The sequence below is a fragment of the Geodermatophilus amargosae genome, assembly GCF_900116515.1.
In the GTDB taxonomy this organism is placed as follows: Bacteria; Actinomycetota; Actinomycetes; order Mycobacteriales; family Geodermatophilaceae; genus Geodermatophilus; species Geodermatophilus amargosae.
The window spans coordinates 93185-112385 of sequence record NZ_FPBA01000002.1 but is presented as its reverse complement, the minus strand read 5'-3'; the positions used below and the strand labels follow the sequence as shown (position 1 = coordinate 112385).

Here is a 19201-nt window from a genome sequence, read left to right as displayed (position 1 = left end):
ACCGGCTCAGGCGGCGGACTCGGAGTCGCCGCCGTCGCCCGAGCCGTCGGAGTCCCCGCGGCCGGAGTCGGCCCCGTCGGACCCGGCGGAGGCGCCGGAGCGGCCACGGCCACCACGACGGCGACGGCGTCGGCGCGGCGTGCCCGTACCCTCGCCGGAGTCGGCGGCGTCCCCGGCCGGAGCCGCGGTGCCCTCGGTGCCGCTCCCGGTGGACTCGGTGGACTCGGTGGACTCGGTGGACTCGGTGGACTCGGTGGACTCGGTGGGCGCGGCGGCGACGGCCTCGGCCGCGCTCCCACGGGTCCGGCGGCGGGGCCGGGAGGACCGGGCCGGGCGCTCCTCCTCGGTGCGGGCCTCGGGGCCGGAGTCGCCGCGGGCGGGCCCACGGCCGGCGCCCTTCGTCCTCTTGCCGGTCTCGCCGAGGTCCTCGAGCACCTCGGCGTCGAGGCCCTCGCGGGTGCGCTGGGAGCGGGGCAGCCGGCCCTTGGCGCCCTCGGGCACGTCGAGGTCGGTGTAGACCCACGGCGAGGTGGAGTAGGTCTCCGGCGGGTCGGCGAAGGGCAGGTCGAGCGCCTTGTTGATCAGCTGCCACCGCGGGATGTCGTCCCAGTCGACCAGCGTGACGGCGACGCCCTCGCGGCCGGCGCGGCCGGTGCGGCCGATCCGGTGCACGTAGGTCTTCTCGTCCTCGGGGCACTGGTAGTTCACGACGTGGCTGACGCCGGTGACGTCGATGCCGCGCGCGGCGACGTCGGTGGCCACCAGGACGTCGACCTTGCCGCTGCGGAAGGCGCGCAGCGCCTGCTCGCGGGCGCCCTGGCCGAGGTCACCGTGCACGGCGGCGGCCGCGAAACCGCGGTCGACCAGCTCGTCGGCGACCTTCTGCGCGGTGCGCTTGGTGCGGCAGAAGACCATCGCCAGGCCGCGGCCGCGCGCCTGCAGCACGCGGGAGAGCAGCTCGGGCTTGTCCAGGTTGTGGGCCCGGTAGATGAACTGGGTGGTCTGCGGGACGGTCGAGCCCTCGTCGTTGCCGTGCGCCCGGATGTGGGTCGGCTGGGTCATGAACGACCGCGACAGCGTGACGATCGGGCCGGGCATGGTAGCCGAGAACAGCATCGTCTGACGCTGCGTCGGGACCATGGTCAGGATCCGCTCGATGTCGGGCAGGAAGCCCAGGTCGAGCATCTCGTCGGCCTCGTCGAGGACCAGGACGCGGACCTTGCCCAGGATGAGGTGGCCCTGCTGCGCCAGGTCGAGCAGCCGGCCGGGGGTGCCGACGACGATCTCGACACCGGCCTGCAGCGCGGCGACCTGCGGCTCGAAGGCGCGGCCGCCGTAGATGGCCTGCACGCGGGTGCCCCGCCGGGCGCCGGCGGTGCCGAGGTCGCGGGCGACCTGCACACAGAGCTCACGGGTGGGGACGACGACCAGCGCCTGCGGGACGCCGTCGCCGCCCTCGGCCGGCGGGACGACGCGCTGCAGCATCGGGACGCCGAAGCCGAGGGTCTTGCCGGTGCCGGTGCGCGCCTGGCCGATGAGGTCGTGGCCGGCCAGCGCCAAGGGGAGGGTGAGCTCCTGGATGGCGAAGGTGCGGGTGATGCCGGCATCGGCGAGCGCCGCGACGACGTCGGGGTGCACGTCGAAGTCGCTGAACAGCGGCGCGGTCTCCTCGACCGGCGCGCCGCCGAGCTGCTCGACGGTCTGCTCGACCTGCTCCGGAGCGGGCGCGCCGGTCTCGGCGTGCTCGAGCTCGGGCGTGGTGGGGACGTTCTTAACAGGGGTGTTCTCGGTGGAGGTCAGTGCTCTCGCCTCTGGTGGCTGGGGGAGCGGCCAGGGGCGACGGCGTCGTCGCCCGGGCGCTCCGCGGTCGGTTGTCGCGGGATGCGTCTCCAGCGCCGACACGGCCAGCGGACCGAGGGGATCCGGGGGACGCACCCGGTGCCCAGTGGGGCTCCTCGGGGCGTCGTCCGACGTTCGTCAGCGCACAGATACCAGCGAACCTGGCGGCTCGCCTGTTCCCATGGTAGCGCGGACAGCGGTTAGCCTCGGTCGCCGCGCGGGCCACCCGCCCCGACCACTACCCGGAGGTGGCACGTGACCACGGTCGACACCCGAGCCGTCGTCGACCTGCTCGGCGTGCTGGCCTACGCGGAGCTGACGGCGTTCGACCGGCTCGCCGAGGACGCGCGGATGGCACCGACCCTCGCCGGCCGCGCCGCCCTCGCGCGCATGGCCGCCGCCGAGATGGGCCACCACGACCGCCTGGCGCAGCGGCTGACCGAGCTCGGCGCCGACCCCACCGAGGCCATGAGCCCGTTCGTCGCGGCGCTCGACGGCTTCCACGAGGGCACCCGCCCGCGCACCTGGCTCGAGGGCCTGGTCAAGGCCTACGTCGGCGACGGTCTGGCCGCCGACTTCTACCGCGAGATCGCCGGCTTCCTCGCCGAGCCGGACCGCTCGCTGATCCTCGAGGTGCTCGCCGACACCGGGCACGCCGACTTCGCCGTCCGCGAGGTGCGGGCCGCGATAGCCGCGCAGCGCACGCTGGCCGGGCGGCTGGCGCTGTGGGGCCGCCGCCTGGTGGGGGAGGCGATCTCCCAGTCGCAGGCGGTCATCGCCGAGCGCGACGGCCTGGCCCGGCTGATCATGGGCGGCACCGGCGACCTGACCGGCGTGGTCCGGCTCCAGGAGCGCATCACCGCCGCGCACACCGAGCGCATGAAGGCCCTCGGCCTGAACCCCTGACGCGATGGCATGGCGATCCTCCGGATCGCAGCGCGGCCAGGGAGCGTCCCCCGGCCGAGCTGAGCCCCACCCGCGCACTCGTCGGGGGACCTCCGGCCCCCACTCCTCGCACACGCCTCGCACACGCCTCGCACACGCCTCGCGGGGCGACTCACGTCACGTGCCGCGGCCGGGCGCCGTCCCCCTGTCGCGCACGGCGTCTCTGTCGCGCCTGCGCGGACCCCTTCGGGGCCCGCTCGGCCCGACACGACGACGGGGCGCCCCCGCGGAGTGCGGGGACGCCCCGTCGGGACGTGCTGGGCGCTAGTTGCCCGCGACGAAGCCCACCCGGCGCTGGTCGGGCTGGGCGATCTCGACGTAGGCGATCCGGTCGACCGGGACGAGGACGCGACGGCCCCGGTCGTCCTCCAGGGTCAACAACCCGTCCTTCGTGCCACCGGACATGGCGGAGGCCACGGCGGCGGCGATCTCTTCGGGGGTGTTCGGGCTGTCGACGACCAGCTCCCGGGGGGAGTGCTGGACACCGATCTTGACTTCCACTCGGGATGCCTCCTCGGGTTGCACGGCTGCCGACCACGCTAGTCCAGCGGCGGGCACCCGGCCCCGGCGCGGAGCTGCGCCGTCAGCGAACGGTGGGGTCGGCCGGCTCGCCCTCGACCCGCGGGAAGCGGGAGATGCCCCGCCAGGCCAGCGCCGACATGAGCGACACGGCCTCGTCCCGCGACACGGTGCCCTTCTGCGCCAGCCACCAGCGGGCGCTGGTCTCGGCCAGCCCGGTCAGCCCGGAGGCCAGCAGGTGCGCCTGCTCCGGCGAGCTGCCGGTGTCGCCGGCGATCACCTCGGCGATCGCCTCGACGCACGCTCGGTTGCCGCGGTCGACCAGCGTGCGGACGTCGTCGTCGTTGCGGAGGTCGGACTCGAAGACCAGCCGGAACGCGCCGCCGTCGGCGTCGACGAAGTCGAAGTAGGCACCGACCGCGCCGTGGACCCGCTGCCGGTTGTCCTCGGTGCCGGCCATGGCCTCGCGCACCCGGTCGGTCAGCTCGGTCACCTGCTGCTCGAGCAGCGCGAGGTAGAGCTCCCGCTTGCCCGGGAAGTGCTGGTAGAGCACGGGCTTGCTGACGCCGGCGCGGTCGGCGATGTCGTCCATCGCGGCGGCGTGGAAGCCGTGCGCGACGAAGACCTCCTGCGCGGCCTGCAGCAGTTGCAGCCGCCGGGCACCACGCGGCAGCCGCGAGGTGCGGCGGACGGGGACCGGGCGCGAGGACTGCATGGCGCCGGGGATGTTACCGGCGGGTCACGCGCCGCACGCGTCCCGTCGGTCTGACATACCGTCGCCGGGTGCCCGAGGCCCGTCGCGCGCGCGCCCGCCGTCTGCCGGTGCCCCCGTCCGTCGCCCCGTCGTCCACCGCCCGGCTGTCGACGGCGGCCCTGCCGAGCACCGACCCGCCGCCGGACGCGTGGCCCGGCGAGGACGTGCCGGTCCGCGGCGGCTCCGTGTACGTCCGCACCACGCCGTGGGCGGGGACGCCCGGCGGCCCGCACGAACGCGCCCTCTACGTCCACGGGCTCGGCGGCGCGTCCACCAACTGGACCGACCTGGCCGCGCTGCTCGCCGTCCGCTGTGCCGGCTGGGCCGTCGACCTGCCCGGCTTCGGCCGCTCCCAGCCGCCGCCGCGCGGGTCGTACTCGATCCGCGGGCACGTGCGCGCGGTGGTCGACGTCCTCGAGCACGTGCGCGACCAGCCCGGGGAGGGGCAGGGCGCGCCGGTGCACCTGCTCGGCAACAGCCTCGGCGGGCTGGTCAGCCTGCTCGTCGCCGCCCGGCGCCCGGACCTCGTGGCGTCGCTGACGCTGGTCTCGCCGGCCATGCCGGTCTACCGGGTGCCGCAGGCCTTCGGCCGCGCCCTGCTGCTGCTCCTGCTCCCCGGCGTCCCCACGATCGCCGAGCGCCGGCTGGCCGGGGTGACGCCGGAGCAGTCGGTGCGCGGGATGCTGCAGATGTGCTTCGGCGAGCCCTCGCGGGTGCCGCCGGAGCGGATCGACGCCGCTGTGGAGGAGACCCGCGAGCGGGCGGCGAATGAGTGGGCCAACCGGGCGCTGACCCGGAGCATGCGCGGCCTGATCGCGTCCTACCTGCGCGTCGGCCGCGCCAACGCCTGGCGGCTGGCCCACTCGCTGCCGATGCCGACCCTCGTGGTGTGGGGCGACCGCGACCGCCTGGTCGACCCCCGGCTGGCCCCGCGGCTGGCCGCCGTCGTGCCGCGGGCGCGGCTGCTGGTCCTGGAGACCGTCGGGCACGTGGCGATGCTCGAGGCGCCGGAGGAGACCGCCCGCGCGGTGCTGGGGCTGCTCGAGGACCTCCGGACACCGCGGACCACCCCTCTCGACGGCGGTATCGACGGCGCTCTCGACGGCGACCTCGACGGCGACCTCGACGGCGACCTCGACGAGGCACGCGCCGGCTGACGCGCCGCCGGTGGGTTCCGCGTGTCGGGTGGGGCGCGTGAGAGCCTGATCTGGACGCGCGGTGACGTGCTCCACGACACTGCGTGACCGCAGGACGACGTGACCGGCAGGGGACCGGCGGCCGCACGGCTGCGGGACCCGACGCGGCGAGGAGGCGGCACCGTGGCAGGTCCCCCGTCCGGCCAGCCGCCCGGGACCCGGTCCGGCCGGGAGCCGGCGCGCGGCCTGTCCCCGCTCCCGCCACTGCCCCCCGCGCGACCGGTGCAGCACCGCACCCCCGGACCGCCCGACCCGCGACGGTCCCGTCGCCCGCGGGGCCGGCTGCGCCGGTTCGCCGCCCGCTGGGGCTGGCGCGCCTACGCGATCCCGCTGCTCACCGTGGCGACCGTGCTGGCGCTGGTCGACCTGCTGGGCCCGGCCGGGGAGTCCGCGGCGCGGGTCGGCACGACGGCGGGCAGCACGGCGTCGGCCCCCCGGTCGACGGACGCCCCGTCACCGGCTCCTCCGACGACGGCGCCGGCCCCGACGGCCACCCCCACGGCGCCGGCCGAGGGCGACGCAGGACCGGCCGAGGTGCCCGGCGCGCCCGCGGCCGGCACCTACGCCGAGCAGGGCGCGGGCAGCGTGGCGGTCGTCCCGGGCACCTCGGCGGTCTACGGCAGCGGTCCGCTGCAGCGCTTCGTCGTCGAGGTCGAGGACGGCATCGGCGTCGACGGCGCGACCTTCGCCGCCGCCGTGGAGGCCACGCTGGGCGACCTGCGCTCGTGGGGCAGCGGCGGCCGGATGTCCTTCCAGCGCGTCGACGGCACCGACCCGGGCGCCTACGAGTTCCGCGTGAGCCTGGTCAGCCCCGGCAGCATGGAGCGGTACTGCCCGGGCGTGGGCACCGGCGGCTACACCTCCTGCCGCTACGGCGAGCGGGCGGTCATCAACCTGGCCCGCTGGGAGACCGCCGTCCCCCACTACGAGGGCGACGTCGCCACCTACCGCCAGTACGTCGTCAACCACGAGGTCGGGCACGCGCTGGGCAACGGCCACCAGCCCTGTCCGGGCGCCGGCCAGGTCGCCCCGGTGATGCAGCAGCAGACCCTGGGCCTCGACGGCTGCGCCAGGAACGCCTGGCCGTATCCCTGAGCCCGTCACGGGCGGGCCGGGGCGGGAACACAGCCGCGTGCCACCCTGTTGGACCGACGAACGCAGGCCCCGCCGACCGGGGCCGCTGGTCGAGACCCGAGGAGCAAGCGTGTCCCTGCCACCCCTGGTGGAGCCCGCCGCCGACCTGTCGATCGACGAGGTCCGCCGCTACAGCCGCCATCTGATCATCCCGGACGTCGGGATGGACGGGCAGAAGCGGCTGAAGAACGCCAAGGTGCTCGCCGTCGGCGCCGGCGGTCTCGGCTCGCCGGTGCTCATGTACCTGGCCGCCGCAGGCGTCGGCACGCTGGGCATCGTCGAGTTCGACACCGTCGACGAGTCGAACCTGCAGCGGCAGATCATCCACGGGCAGTCCGACGTCGGCCGGTCGAAGGCCGAGAGCGCCCGGGACTCGATCGAGGAGATCAACCCCTACGTCGACGTCCGCCTGCACGAGGTGCGGCTGGACAGCGACAACGTGCTCGACATCTTCCGCGAGTACGACCTGATCGTCGACGGCACCGACAACTTCGCCACCCGTTACCTGGTCAACGACGCCTGCGTGCTGCTCGACAAGCCCTACGTCTGGGGCTCGATCTACCGCTTCGACGGCCAGGTCTCGGTCTTCTGGAACGAGCACGGGCCCAACTACCGCGACCTCTACCCGGTGCCCCCGCCGCCCGGGATGGTCCCCTCCTGCGCCGAGGGCGGCGTGCTGGGTGTGCTGTGCGCGACCATCGGCGCCATCCAGGCCACCGAGGCGGTCAAGCTCATCACCGGCATCGGCGAGACGCTGCTGGGCCGGCTGATGGTCTACGACGCCCTGGAGATGACCTTCCGCACGATCAAGGTGCGCAAGGACCCCGAGGGTGAGCCGATCACCGGGCTCATCGACTACGAGGCCTTCTGCGGCGTCGTCTCGGTCGAGGCCCAGGAGGCGGCCGCCGGCTCGACGATCACCGTCGACGAGCTCAAGGACATGATGGACGCGGGCAAGGACTTCGAGCTCATCGACGTCCGCGAGCCCAACGAGTACGAGATCGTCTCCATCCCCGGCGCGACGCTGATCCCCAAGGACGAGATCCTCTCCGGCCGGGCGCTGGCACAGCTGCCGCAGGACAGGCCGATCGTGCTGCACTGCAAGACCGGTGTGCGCTCGGCCGAGGCGCTGGCCGCGGTCAAGAACGCCGGCTTCAAGGACGCCGTGCACGTCCAGGGCGGCGTGACGGCGTGGGCGACGCGCATCGACAAGACGCTCCCCACCTACTAGAAGGACCTCGTCCCTCCCCACGACACGCTTCGCGCGCCGGGGGACCCTGGGACGAGGCCGTTCCGGTAGCTCACCGGGCCCGGCACCCGTCGCGGGTGCCGGGCGCTCGGCGTCCGTGTTGACTGGGGCCGTGCCCGACGCGACGCCGTCCCCGACCGAGCTGCTCGAGCTGTTCCAGCGCGCGCAGGCCGCCTTCACCGACCGCGTCGACGCCGTCGAGCCGGGGCAGTGGGACCTCGAGGCGCTGCCGGGCTGGACGGTGGCCGACCTGGTCGCCCACCTCGTCGGCGAGGCGCACTGGGTGCCCGGCCTGCTGGCCGGTGAGCCGCTCGACGACGTCGCGGCGCGGGTGCCGGCCGGGACCGGGACCCTGCTGGGCGAGGACCCGCTCACCGCGTGGGAGGCCGTCGCGGACGAGGCGCTGGCCGCCGTGGCCGCCGCCGACCTGCGGTCCGGCACGGTGCAACTCTCCCGTGGGCCGACGCCGGCGTGGGAGTACGTGGAGGAGCTGACGGCCGACCTCACCGTGCACTCCTGGGACCTCGCCCACGCGACCGGTGGGGACGAGGAGCTCGACCCGGCGCTGGTGCGGGCCGCCGAGCGGATGGCCGGCCGGCTGCCCGGCGACGGCGTCCCCGGCTTGTTCGCGCCGCCGGTCGAGCTCCCCGACGGCGCCTCGCCCCAGCAGCGGCTGCTGGCCCGGTTGGGCCGCAGGGGGTAGCTCGTCAGGGTGCCCGAGCCGTGGCGGACCATCCCGCGGGCACCCGGGCCTTCGTATCCTGCGACTCCACGTCAGCAGGAGGTCCCCATGAGCCAGCCGCCCCCTGGGCAGTACCCCGGCGGCCCCGGCCAGCCGCCGTACGGGCAGCCCGGCCAGCCCGGGCAGTACGGCCAGCCCCCGCAGTACGGCCAGCCCGGCGAGCCTCCGCAGTACGGGCAACCCGGGCAGTACGGGCAGCCGGGTCAGTACGGCCAGCCGGGTCAGTACGGCCAGCCCGGGCAGTACGGGCAGCCGCCGTTACGCCAGCCGGGCGGTCCCGGGCAGCAGCCTCCGCGCAAGCGCGGCCCGGTCGTCGCCCTCGTGGCCGGCCTGGTCGTGCTCGTCGTCGCCGCCGCCGTCGCCCTGTTCTTCGTCCTCCGCGACGACGACCCCGCCCCGGCGGCGGCGACCACGTCGTCGAGCTCGTCGGCCGGCTCCTCCAGCAGCAGCTCGACGTCCCGTCCCTCGTCGAGCTCCCCGTCGTCGACCAGCGCGTCGCCGTCCACCGGCGCACCGGGATCCGGGGGCAACCTGCTGGCGATCGTCCCGGCGGACTTCCCCGACTGCGCGGAGGCGGAGCTGGCCGGCGACGGCGACGTCGCGCACGCCTCCTGCGGCGCGAGCACCACGCAACCCGGCCCGCAGCAGGCCGAGTTCTTCCAGTACCCCGACCAGGCGACGATGGACTCGGTCTTCACCAACGACGTCTCGGCGCAGGGCCTGTCGGAGGTCCCCGACGGTCAGGACTGCACCACCACGACCGGCGTCGGCGCGTGGGGCGGCGGGAGCAACACCGGCCTGGTGGCGTGCGCCATCGACACCGAGAACGGCGCGGTGGTCATCACCTGGACCGACGACGCGGCGCTCGTCGAGGGCATCGTCGCGGCACCCGGCACCACCCAGGGCGACCTCGCCGCGCTGTACGCGTGGTGGACGGCGAACAGCGACTACCAGCTGTGAGCCCGCGGGCGCCCGGGGAGCCGCGGCCCCCGGGCGCCCGCCCGCCCGCGGTGGACCCCGCGGACGTCGACGAGGCCGTCTACGACGTCGTCGAGTCGATCCCGCCGGGGCGGGTGAGCACCTACGGGGCCATCGGGCGGCTCGTGGGTGTGGGGCCGCGGCGGGTCGCCCGGGCGCTGTCCGGCGGCGGGGGAGCGGTGCCCTGGTACCGGGTGGTCCGCGCCGACGGGACGTGCGCCGAGCCGGTGCGGGTGCGCCAGCTCGAACTGCTCGCCGGGGAGGGCGTGCCCGTGCGCGACGGCCGGGTGGACCTGGCCGCCGTCGCCTGGCCCTGAGCGGCAGGATCGGGCCGTGGCCACGCTGCTGTACTCCGCGACCGCGTCGCTGGACGGCTTCATCGCCGGTCCCGGCGGCGACATGTCCTGGCTGACCCCGCACCTGGCCGGCCCGAACCCGACCGCCGACCGGCTGCTGTCCCGGGTCGGCGCGATCCTCGCCGGCGCGACCACCTTCGGCGGCGACGACCCGAACCGGGGCACCGAGCAGGAGGGCGCCTTCGGCGGGCAGTACGACGGGCCCGTAGTGGTGCTCACGCACCGGCCGGCGGACACGGCACCCGACGGCGTCACCTTCGCCGGCGACCTGCACCACGCCGTCGCCCTGGCCTCGGAGGCCGCCGGGGACGGCGTGGTCGACGTGCTCGGAGCCGACGTCGCGCGGCAGTGCATCGAGGCGCGGCTGCTCGACGAGGTCCTGCTGTTCCTCGCGCCGGTCCTGCTCGGCGACGGCGTGCGCGTCTTCGACTCCCCCGGCGGGACACAGGTGCTCCTGGACCCGGGTCCCCGGCGAGACGGAGCACTGGTACCGCGTCCGGTACCGAGCCGGGGTCAGCCGGCCCGCGCGCGGTGGTCCCGCGGGCTGACGCCGTGCACCCGCGTGAACGCCGCCGACAGCGCGTAGGGGCTGCCGTAGCCCACCTTCCGCGCCACCGCGGCCACCGTGGCGCCCGGCTCGAGCAGCAGGTCGGCGGCCAGCGCCAGCCGCCACGACGTCAGGTGCGCCATCGGCGGCTCACCGACCAGCTCGGTGAACCGCCGGGCCAGCGCCGCCCGCGAGACCCCCGCCTCGGCGGCGAGGGCGGCCACGGTCCACGCACGTGCCGGGGAGGACTGCAGCGCCCGCAGCGCGGGACCCACGACGGGGTCGGCGGCAGCCCGGTACCACCCCGGCGGCTCGGCCTCCGGCCGGTCGAACCAGGCGCGCAGCGTGGCCACCAGCAGCAGGTCGAGCAGGCGGTCGAGCACCGCGCCCTGACCGGGCCCGTCCCGGCCGGCCTCGCGCGCCAGCCACGCACCGGCCGGCCCCTCGACCGTGCCGGCGCGCTGCACGAGCAGCGGCGGCAGGGCGGCCAGCAGGCCCCGGCTGACCTCGCCGTGCGCCTGGTAGGTGCCGGTGACCAGGACGTCGCCGCCCTCGGCGGTGTTGCCCCAGGTCCGCACGCCGAGGTCGGTCATCGGCGGTGCGCCGGAGCCGGGGACGGGCGTGCACACCTGGCGGGGGCCGATCACCACCTGCGGCGGGGTGCCGGCGGCGTCGGCGACGGTGTAGCCGTCCGGGCCGCGCAGCACCGCGACGTCGCCGGCGGTCAGCGTCGTCTCCTCGCCGACGTCGCAGCGCAGGTGCGCCCGGCCGCTGACCACGGTGACGAGGGTGAGCGGTGCCCGGTCCTCGATCCGCAGCGACCACGGCGGCGCGAGCAGCGAGCGCAGCACGAACGCCCCGCGCGCCCGCGGGCCGTCGAGCAGCGCGGCGACGGCGTCCACGGGGCGCAGCGTAGACGCTCGCGCATGTCCCTAAGCTCCTGGACCATTCCGCGTCTCGTCCCGCGGCGGTTGGCTCGGGTCATGACAGACACCGACCGACCCGTCCTCGTCCTCGGCGGCACCGGCAGGACCGGCCGCCGCGTCGCCGCCCGGCTGCGTGCCCGCGGCGTCGGCGTCCGCGTCGCCTCCCGCGGCGGCACGCCTCCCTTCGACTGGGCCGACCGCGCCACCTGGCCGGCCGCCGTCGCCGGTGTCCGCGCCGTGTACCTGTGCTTCGCGCCCGACCTGGCCGTCCCGGGTGCGCCGGAGACCGTGGCCGACCTCGCCTCGGCCGCCGTCGCGGCGGGCGCCGAGCGGCTCGTCCTGCTGTCCGGCCGGGGAGAGCCCGAGGCGCAGGAGACCGAGGCCCGGGTGCGGACCGTCGCGGAGTCCGGCGGGGCGGCGTGGACCGTCGTCCGGGCGTCGTGGTTCGTGCAGAACCTCACCGAGGGCGCCTTCCGCGACGCCGTCGCCGCGGGCCTGCTGGCGCTGCCCGCGGGCGACGTGGCGGAGCCCTTCGTCGACGCCGACGACGTGGCCGACGTCGCCGCCGCGGCGCTGGCGGACGCGGGTCACGGCGGCCGCGTGTACGAGGTCACCGGGCCGCGGGCGCTGACCTTCGCGGAGCTGACGGCGGAGGTCGGGCGGGCCGGCGGGCCGGCGGTCCGGTACGAGCGCGTGCCCGCCGACGCCTGGGCCGCCGAGCTGGCCGGGCTCGGCGTCCCGGCGGAGGAGGTCGCGCTGATGACGTACCTGTTCACCACCGTGCTCGACGGCCGCAACAGCGCGGTCGGCGACGGGGTGCCGCACGCCCTGGGCCGTCGCCCGGCCGACGTGGCCGGGCACCTCCGGGCCGCCGTGCTCGCCGGTGCGCTGCACCCGGAGCCGGTGGGGTGACCACGGCGCTCGTGCTGGCCGCGGCCCTCGGCAGCGCGGTCGTGGCCGGGGTCTTCGCCACGTTCTCCGGCTTCGTCATGCGCGCGCTGGGGGCGCTGCCCCCGGCGACGGGCGCCGCCGCGATGCAGGCGGTCGACGTCACGGCGCTGCGCCCGCCGCTCATGACCGCCCTCTCCGGCACCGCCGCGCTGTGCGTGGCGGCGGCCGTGGCGGTCCTGTCCGGCGGGGGACCGGTGGCGCCGGTGCTGACCGGGGCCGCGGCCTACCTCGCGGGTGCGGTCCTGGTCACCGCGGGGGCGAACGTGCCGCTCAACGAGGAGCTGCGGCGGTCGGTACCGGGCACACCGGAGGGCGACGCCGTCTGGGCCCGGTACCTGCGCGTCTGGACCCGGTGGAACACGGTGCGGGTGGTCGCCTGCACCGGAGCGGCCGCCGCGCTGGGGTCCGCGCCGTTCGTCTGAGGGTGCCCGCCGTTGTCGGCGGATCGTGGTGTCATCGGAGGGTGGCACTCCGGGGGGACGAGTCGGCGCCGGTCTACCGGCTCGTGCAGCTGCACCCCGAACCGGTCCGGCCGCCGCTGCTGGACCCCACCCAGCAGGCCGTCGTCGACCACGCCGGCGGCCCGCTGCTCGTCCTCGCCGGGCCCGGCACCGGCAAGACGACGACCATCGTCGAGGCGGTCGCCGCCCGCATCGACCGCGGCGTCGACCCCGAGCAGATCCTGGTCCTGACCTTCAGCCGCAAGGCCGCCGCGGAGCTGCGCACCCGCATCACCGCGCGGGTCGACCGCACCATCCGCGAGCCGCTGGCCCGCACCTTCCACTCCTACGCCTGGGGCGTGCTCCGCCGCGCCGCGCTGCTGCGCGGGGAGGCGCCGCCCCGATTGCTCACCGCCGCCGAGCAGGACGCCGTCGTCGCCGAGCTGCTGCGCGGTGACCTGGCCGGGGAGGGCGCGGTGCGCTGGCCGGCGTCGCTGCTGCCCGCGCTGGCCACCGCCGGTTTCCGCGGCGAGCTGCGCGAGCTGCTGCTGCGGGCCACCGAGCGCGGGGTCGACCCCGAGCTGCTGGCCGCCTGGGGCCGCGAGACGGGCACCGAGGCGTGGCTGCACGCCGCGGCGTTCCTGGAGCAGTACGAGGCGGTCACCGCCTTCTCCACCGCCGGCGGCGGCGACGCGTCCGGCTACGACCCCGCCGAGCTGGTCCGCGCCGCCATGGCCGAGCTCGAGGACGACCCCGAGCTGCTGCGCCAGGAGCGCGCGCGGGCCCGCTGGCTGTTCGTCGACGAGTACCAGGACACCGACCCTGCGCAGGTCGAGCTGCTGGAGCTGCTCGCCGGCGGCGGCGGGGACCTGGTCGTCGTCGGCGACCCCGACCAGGCGATCTACGCCTTCCGCGGCGCCGAGCCGCGCGGGATCGTCGAGTTCCCCGACCGCTTCCGCACCGCCGACGGCCGACCGGCGCAGCGGCTCTCGCTCGGCGTCTGCCGCCGCTCGGGCCCGGTGCTGCTCGACGTCAGCCGCCGGGTCGCCGAGGCGCTGCCCGGCCCGTGGGAGCACCGCCGGCTGCAGCCGGCCGGGGGCGCCGACGAGGGCCGCGCCGAGGTGCACGTGTTCGGCTCGGCCGCCGTCGAGGCCGCCTACGTCGCCGACACGCTGCGCCGGGCGCACCTGGTCGACGGCGTCCCGTGGTCGGAGATGGCCGTCGTCGTCCGCACCGTGCTGGCCATCGGCCCGCTGCGCCGCGCGCTCACCTCGGCGGGCGTGCCGGTCGAGGTGTCCGCCGACGACCTCCCGCTCGCTGCGCAGCCGGCCGTCGCGCCGCTGCTGACGGCGCTGAGCGCGCTGCTGCCCCGGCCGGGCGCCGGGCCGGGCACCCTCGCGCTCGACGAGGCGGGCGCGGAGGCGCTGCTGGCGTCCCCGCTGGGCGGCGCCACCGTGCTCGACCTGCGCCGGCTTCGCCGGGCGGTGCGCATCGCCCAGGCCCAGCGCGGCGTGGACGCCGACGAGCGGGGCGCGCCGCTGGCCACGGCCCTCGCCGACGAGGCGCTGCTGGAGGAGTTGTCCCCCGCGCTGGCCGGTCCGGCCCGCCGGGTCGCCGCGGTGCTGGCCGCCGGACGGATCGCGCTGGCCCGCGACGGCACGGCCGAGGACGTCCTGTGGGCGATGTGGCAGCGCAGCGGCCTGGCCGGCCGGTGGGCCCGTGCCAGCGCCGCCGGGGGAGCCGCCGGCGCCGGTGCCGACCGCGACCTCGACGCCGTCGTCGCGCTCTTCGACGCCGCCGCCGGCTTCGTCGACCGGCTGCCCTCGGCCACCGTCGCCGCCTTCGTCGAGCACCTCTCGGCGCAGGAGCTGCCCGGCCTCACCGGCCTCGAGCGCGATTCCGCCAGCGACGCCGTCCGGCTGCTGACCGCGCACGCGTCCAAGGGCCTGGAGTGGGACGTCGTCTGCGTGGCCGGCGTGCAGGACGGCATCTGGCCCGACCTGCGCGACCGCGGCACGCTGCTGGGCACCGAGCTGCTCGTCGAGCGGGTGGCCGGCATCGACGGCACCTCGGTCGACCGGCGCACGCAGATGCTGGCCGAGGAACGGCGGCTGTTCTACGTCGCCTGCACCCGCGCCCGTCGCCGGCTCGTGGTCACCGCCGTCGAGGGCGCCCTCGACGGTGCCGACGCCGGGGCCACCGCCTCGCGCTTCCTCGACCTCGTCGTCCCCTCGCCGGAGGAGGGGCGCCCGCTGACGCCGTTGCCGCGCTCGCTGCGGCTGCCGGCGCTGGTGGCCGACCTGCGCCGCGCGGTCAGCGACCCGCAGACCGACCCCGCCCGCCGTTCTGCGGCCGCGGCGGTGCTCCAGAGGCTGGCCGCCGAGGGCGTCCCCGGCGCCTCGCCCGCCGACTGGTGGGGTCTCGCGCCGCTGTCCGACGACGCCCCGCTGGTGCCGGCCGAGGACCCGGTGCGGGTGCGTCCCTCGGCGATCGAGACCTTCCAGCGCTGCCCGCTGAAGTGGGTGCTCGGCGCGGTCGGCGCCGAGGCCGCCCCGGACACCACCCGCACCGTCGGCTCGGCGGTGCACTCGGTCGCGCAGAAGGTGGCCGAGGGACTGCCGGCCGCCGAGGCGCGGGCCGCGCTGGTCGAGGAGCTCGACGCCCTGGACCTCGGTCCCGGCTGGGCCGACCAGCGGCAGCGGATCGCCGCCCGCGACATGCTCGAGCGCTTCCTCGGCTGGCACGCCGCCAACCGCCGCGAAGTGCTGGCCGCCGAGGCGGACTTCGACGTCACCGTAGGCCGGGCCCGCATCCGCGGCCAGGTCGACCGCCTGGAGCGCGACGGCGCCGGCCGCCTCGTCGTCGTCGACCTCAAGACCGGCCGGACCCAGGCGAAGGAGATCGACACCCACGGGCAGCTCGCCGCCTATCAGGTGGCCGTCGCCGCCGGCGCGTTCGGCGACCACGGCAGCGCGCCCGGCGGAGCCGCGCTGCTGCAGGTCGGCACGGGGGCGAAGGCCAAGGAGCAGGCGCAGGACCCGCTGCCGCCGGAGGTGCCGGTGGGCGAGACCTGGGCCGGGCAGCTGGTCGCCGAGGTGGGCGAGGGCATGGGCGCGGCCACCTTCGAGGTGCGCACCGGCAGCCACTGCTCGCGGTGCCCGGCGCGGCGCAGCTGCCCGCTGCACGAGCGCGGCCGCCAGGTCACGTCGTGAGCCGGAGGACACCGACGCCGGTCGAGGACCAGCTCTCCTTCGACGACGACCTGTTCGGTGGCGCACCCGAGCCGGTGCGGGAGCGCCGGCTGCTCGACCCCGCAGAGGTCGCCGCCCGCTGCGGGCTGTCCCACGCGCCCTCGCCCGAGCAGGCCGGCGTGGTGTCCGCCCCGGCCGACCGGCCGCTGGTCGTCGTCGCGGGAGCCGGGTCGGGCAAGACCGAGACCATGGCCGCCCGCGTCTGCTGGCTGGTGGCCAACGAGCTGGTCGCCCCGGAGGAGGTCCTCGGGCTGACCTTCACCCGCAAGGCCGCCAGCGAGCTCAACGAGCGGATCCGGCTGCGGCTGGGTGCGCTGGCCCGCCACCCCCAGACCGACGAGCGGCTGCGCGACCGCCTCGCCGTCGCCGTGCCCACGGTGTCGACCTACCACGGCTACGCCGCCTCGCTGGTGGCCGAGCACGGGCTGCGGATCGGCGTCGAGCCCGGCGCCGGCGTGCTCGGCCCGGCCATGTGCTGGGGGCAGGCGGCCGCCGTCGTCACCGGCTGGACCGGCGACATGGACGACGTCCCGCTCACCCCGCTGACCACCACCGAGGACGTCCTGGCGCTGGCCGCCGAGCTGGGCGAGCACGACGTCAGCCCGGCCGCGTTGCGGGCGTGGACCGCGCGCCTCGAGGCGCAGGTGGCCGGCTACCCCGACGCGAAGGGCAAGCGCGGCCCGTACAAGCCGGTCACCGACATGCTCGCCCGGCAGCGGGCGCGGGTGGCGCTGCTGCCGCTGGTCGAGGCCTTCGAGGCGCGCAAGCGGGCCGCCGGGGCCATCGACTACTCCGACCAGGTCGCGCACGCCGCCCGGATCGCCGTCTCCGCGCCCGAGGTGGGCCGCCGCGAGCGGACGCGCTGGCAGATCGTCCTGCTCGACGAGTACCAGGACACCAGCGTCGGCCAGCTGCGGATGCTCGAGGCGCTGTTCGGCCGGGCCGCCGGCCACCCGGTGCTCGCCGTCGGTGACCCCCGCCAGTCCATCTACGGCTGGCGTGGCGCCTCCTCCGGGACGATCGAGCGCTTCGACCGCACCTTCCCCGGCGCCCGCGGGAAGGAGGCGCAGCGGCTGACGCTGGCCACCAGCTGGCGCAACGACGCCGCGGTGCTCGACGTCGCCAACGCCGTCGCGGGGATGCTGCCCGCTCCGGTCGTCGAGCTGCCCGACCTCACCGCCCGCCCGGGCGCCGGCCGGGGCACCGTCCTCGCCGGTCTGTACTCCACGGTCGCCGAGGAGACAGAGGCGCTCGCCGACCGGCTGGCCGCCTGCTGGCGCGGCGAGGACCCGCTGCTGCCCGCCCGGCCCGACGGCCGCCCCCCGACGACGGCGGTGCTCGTCCGCACGCGCAAGCAGCTGCCCGGGATCGCCGCCGCGCTGCGCGCCCGCGGGCTGCCGGTGACCGTCGTCGGGCTCGGCGGGCTGCTCGAGGTGCCCGAGGTCTCCGACGTCGTCGCCACCCTCACCGTGCTGGTCGACCCCACCGCCGGTGACGCCCTGGGCCGGCTGCTCACCGGCGCGCGGTGGCGGATCGGCCCCCGCGACCTCGCCGCGCTGGAGGCCCGCGCCCGCGCGCTGGTGCACTCCCGCAGGCCCGCCCCCGAGGACGACGACGGGGCTCCCCGCCCCTCCGAGCGCGGCAGCATCGTGGAGGCGCTCGACGACCTCGGCGACCCGGGCGCCTACTCGGCCGCGGCCCACCGGCGGCTGCGGCGACTCGGCGCCGAGCTGTCCTCCCTGCGGGCGCGGCTGGGGGAGTCCCTCCCTGACCTGGTCGACGAGGTCGCCCGCACCCTGGGGCTGGAGACCGAGCTGGCCAGCGCGCCCGGCGTCAGCCCCGGTGCGGCGCGGGCACACCTGGACGCGCTGTACGCCGTCGCCGCGGAGTTCACCGAGCTGGCCGAGCTGCCCTCGCTGCCGGCCTTCCTCGGCTACCTGCGCGACGCCGAGGAGCGCGAGCGGGGCCTCGATCCCGGCGAGGTGGCGGTCGACCCGGAGTCGGTGCAGCTGCTCACCGTGCACTCGGCCAAGGGCCTGGAGTGGGACGTCGTCGCCGTCCCCGGCATGACCGCCGACCAGTTCCCCTCGCGCACCGACACCAGCGACTCCTGGGTCAAGGACCCCGGCGCGGTCCCGGTCGACCTGCGCACCACCGACCGCGAGGACCTCCCGCGGCTGCGGCTGCCGGTGCCCGGCTCGGGCGACCAGGCCGTGGTGCGCGCCGCGCTCGAGGACTACGTGCAGGAGTGGAAGGACTTCGGCGAGGCCGAGGAGATCCGGCTCGGCTACGTCGCGGTCACCCGCGCCAAGTCCCTGCTGCTGTGCTCGGGCAGCTGGTGGCGCGAGGGCGTGAAGCCCAACGGCCCCTCGGTGCTGCTCGACACCGTCCGCCGGGCGTGCACCGCCGGGGCCGGCGTCGTCGTGGCGTGGGCGGAGCGGCCCGAGGAGGGCGCCACCAACCCCGCGCTGGAGGAGTGGCCGGTCGGGACGTGGCCGGCCGACCCGCTGTCCGAGCCGCGCCGCCGGGCGCTCACCGCCGCCGCGGAGCTGGTCGCCAACTCGGCTCCGCACCCGCTCGACGCCGGCACCGTGCTCGGCGCCGGCGACCCGGTGGTCGAGGACTGGGTCCGCGACGCCGACCTGTTGCTGCGCGAGCGCCGGCGCACCGCCCGCCCGACCGTCGAGGTGCCGTTGCCCAGCCACCTGTCGGTGTCGGAACTGGTGGCCCTGCGCCGCGACCCGGCCGAGCTGGCCCGCCGGCTGCGGCGGCCGATGCCGGCCGCGCCCGCGCCGCTGGCCCGCCGCGGCACCGCGTTCCACGCCTGGCTGGAGGAGCGCTTCGGCGCCTCCCGGCTGCTCGACCTCGACGAGCTGCCCGGCTCCGGTGATGAGTCCGCGCCTCCCGACGGCGCGCTGGCGGCCCTGCAGGAGGCGTTCCTCGCCGGCCCGTGGGCCGACCGCCAGCCGGTCGAGGTCGAGGTGCCGTTCGAGACGCCGCTGGGCCCGCTCACCCTCCGCGGCCGGATCGACGCCGTCTTCGCCGACGACGCGGGCGGGTTCGAGGTCGTCGACTGGAAGACCGGCCCGCCGCCCTCGGGCGCTGAGCTGGCGGCGGCCGCCGTGCAGCTGGCCGCCTACCGGCTCGGCTGGTCGCGGCTGGCCGGTGTCCCGGTCGAGAGGGTCAGCGCGGGCTTCCACCACGTCGCCGCGGGCGTGACCGTGCGCCCGGTCGACCTGCTCGACGAGGCCGGCCTGCTGGCCCTCGTCACCGGCGAGGCCGCCGGCGACGACCTGCCGCCCGAGCCCGATGACGAGCTGCCCCCGCCGCCCGAGGACGACCTCGAACCCGTTTGACGCGGTCGCGACCCTGAC

The 19201-nt window shown here is 76.7% G+C and carries 16 protein-coding genes; 12 read left to right on the top strand and 4 right to left on the bottom strand.

Annotated features, from left to right (window positions below; translation table 11 throughout):
* Nucleotides 1-6: 6 nt before the first annotated feature.
* The gene (locus tag BM414_RS03165; RefSeq protein ID WP_245784443.1) at nucleotides 7-1902 is read right to left on the bottom strand and encodes a DEAD/DEAH box helicase; all 1896 of its coding nucleotides are present in this window, start codon (nucleotides 1900-1902) and stop codon (nucleotides 7-9) included.
* A 192-nt stretch (nucleotides 1903-2094) separates the two neighbouring features.
* Between BM414_RS03165 and BM414_RS03160 the strand changes: the two genes are divergently transcribed.
* Nucleotides 2095-2745 (top strand): ferritin-like fold-containing protein, encoded by a 651-nt coding sequence (locus BM414_RS03160; protein WP_093578002.1) that lies wholly within the window; start codon nucleotides 2095-2097, stop codon nucleotides 2743-2745.
* A 303-nt stretch (nucleotides 2746-3048) separates the two neighbouring features.
* Here the strand turns inward: BM414_RS03160 and BM414_RS03155 are convergent, their stop codons facing one another.
* Nucleotides 3049-3285 carry a DUF3107 domain-containing protein gene (locus BM414_RS03155; protein ID WP_093578001.1) on the bottom strand — a complete coding sequence of 79 codons (237 nt, stop codon included), beginning with the start codon at nucleotides 3283-3285 and terminating at the stop codon, nucleotides 3049-3051.
* A gap of 82 nt (nucleotides 3286-3367) precedes the next feature.
* The gene (locus BM414_RS03150; protein ID WP_093578000.1) at nucleotides 3368-4018 is read right to left on the bottom strand and encodes a TetR/AcrR family transcriptional regulator; all 651 of its coding nucleotides are present in this window, start codon (nucleotides 4016-4018) and stop codon (nucleotides 3368-3370) included.
* A gap of 68 nt (nucleotides 4019-4086) precedes the next feature.
* Here BM414_RS03150 and BM414_RS03145 point away from each other — a divergent pair, with 68 nt between their 5' ends.
* The 7 genes from BM414_RS03145 (at nucleotide 4087) to BM414_RS03115 (ending at nucleotide 10298) form a co-directional block, all read left to right on the top strand.
* Entirely contained in the window at nucleotides 4087-5214 is a 1128-nt protein-coding gene (locus BM414_RS03145) for an alpha/beta fold hydrolase (protein ID WP_245784442.1), read from the top strand.
* A gap of 162 nt (nucleotides 5215-5376) precedes the next feature.
* Nucleotides 5377-6348 carry a DUF3152 domain-containing protein gene (locus BM414_RS03140; RefSeq protein WP_093577999.1) on the top strand — a complete coding sequence of 324 codons (972 nt, stop codon included), beginning with the start codon at nucleotides 5377-5379 and terminating at the stop codon, nucleotides 6346-6348.
* 109 nt (nucleotides 6349-6457) lie between these two features.
* On the top strand, nucleotides 6458-7618 hold the full coding sequence (moeZ, locus tag BM414_RS03135) for an adenylyltransferase/sulfurtransferase MoeZ (protein ID WP_093577998.1): 1161 nt from the start codon (nucleotides 6458-6460) through the stop codon (nucleotides 7616-7618).
* Between the two features lie 130 nt (nucleotides 7619-7748).
* Nucleotides 7749-8339, top strand: coding sequence for a TIGR03086 family metal-binding protein (locus BM414_RS03130; protein ID WP_093577997.1), 591 nt, complete (start codon nucleotides 7749-7751; stop codon nucleotides 8337-8339).
* 87 nt (nucleotides 8340-8426) lie between these two features.
* Entirely contained in the window at nucleotides 8427-9338 is a 912-nt protein-coding gene (locus tag BM414_RS29060; protein ID WP_175551400.1) for a hypothetical protein, read from the top strand.
* A complete protein-coding gene (locus BM414_RS03120; protein ID WP_245784441.1) occupies nucleotides 9335-9673 on the top strand; it encodes an MGMT family protein in 339 nt (112 codons plus the stop codon). Before BM414_RS29060 ends, BM414_RS03120 begins: the two co-directional genes overlap by 4 nt.
* Nucleotides 9674-9689: 16 nt before the next feature.
* Nucleotides 9690-10298, top strand: coding sequence for a dihydrofolate reductase family protein (locus BM414_RS03115; protein ID WP_175551399.1), 609 nt, complete (start codon nucleotides 9690-9692; stop codon nucleotides 10296-10298).
* Here the strand turns inward: BM414_RS03115 and BM414_RS03110 are convergent.
* On the bottom strand, nucleotides 10226-11161 hold the full coding sequence (locus tag BM414_RS03110) for an AraC family transcriptional regulator (RefSeq protein WP_093577995.1): 936 nt from the start codon (nucleotides 11159-11161) through the stop codon (nucleotides 10226-10228). The genes BM414_RS03115 and BM414_RS03110 overlap by 73 nt on opposite strands.
* 81 nt (nucleotides 11162-11242) lie before the next feature.
* On the opposite strand from BM414_RS03110, the gene BM414_RS03105 reads away from it, so the two are divergent.
* Genes BM414_RS03105 through BM414_RS03090 form a run of 4 tightly spaced genes read left to right on the top strand, consistent with a single transcriptional unit; the run spans nucleotide 11243 to nucleotide 19183 of the window.
* The gene (locus BM414_RS03105; RefSeq protein WP_093577994.1) at nucleotides 11243-12097 is read left to right on the top strand and encodes a Rossmann-fold NAD(P)-binding domain-containing protein; all 855 of its coding nucleotides are present in this window, start codon (nucleotides 11243-11245) and stop codon (nucleotides 12095-12097) included.
* A complete protein-coding gene (locus BM414_RS03100; protein WP_217644526.1) occupies nucleotides 12094-12558 on the top strand; it encodes an anthrone oxygenase family protein in 465 nt (154 codons plus the stop codon). The genes BM414_RS03105 and BM414_RS03100 overlap by 4 nt, the downstream gene beginning before the upstream one ends.
* Before the next feature lie 41 nt (nucleotides 12559-12599).
* The gene (locus tag BM414_RS03095; protein WP_093577993.1) at nucleotides 12600-15788 is read left to right on the top strand and encodes an ATP-dependent helicase; all 3189 of its coding nucleotides are present in this window, start codon (nucleotides 12600-12602) and stop codon (nucleotides 15786-15788) included.
* Nucleotides 15785-19183: an ATP-dependent helicase gene (locus tag BM414_RS03090; RefSeq protein WP_093578339.1), complete on the top strand. Its 3399-nt coding sequence runs from the start codon at nucleotides 15785-15787 to the stop codon at nucleotides 19181-19183. Before BM414_RS03095 ends, BM414_RS03090 begins: the two co-directional genes overlap by 4 nt.
* Nucleotides 19184-19201: the final 18 nt, after the last annotated feature.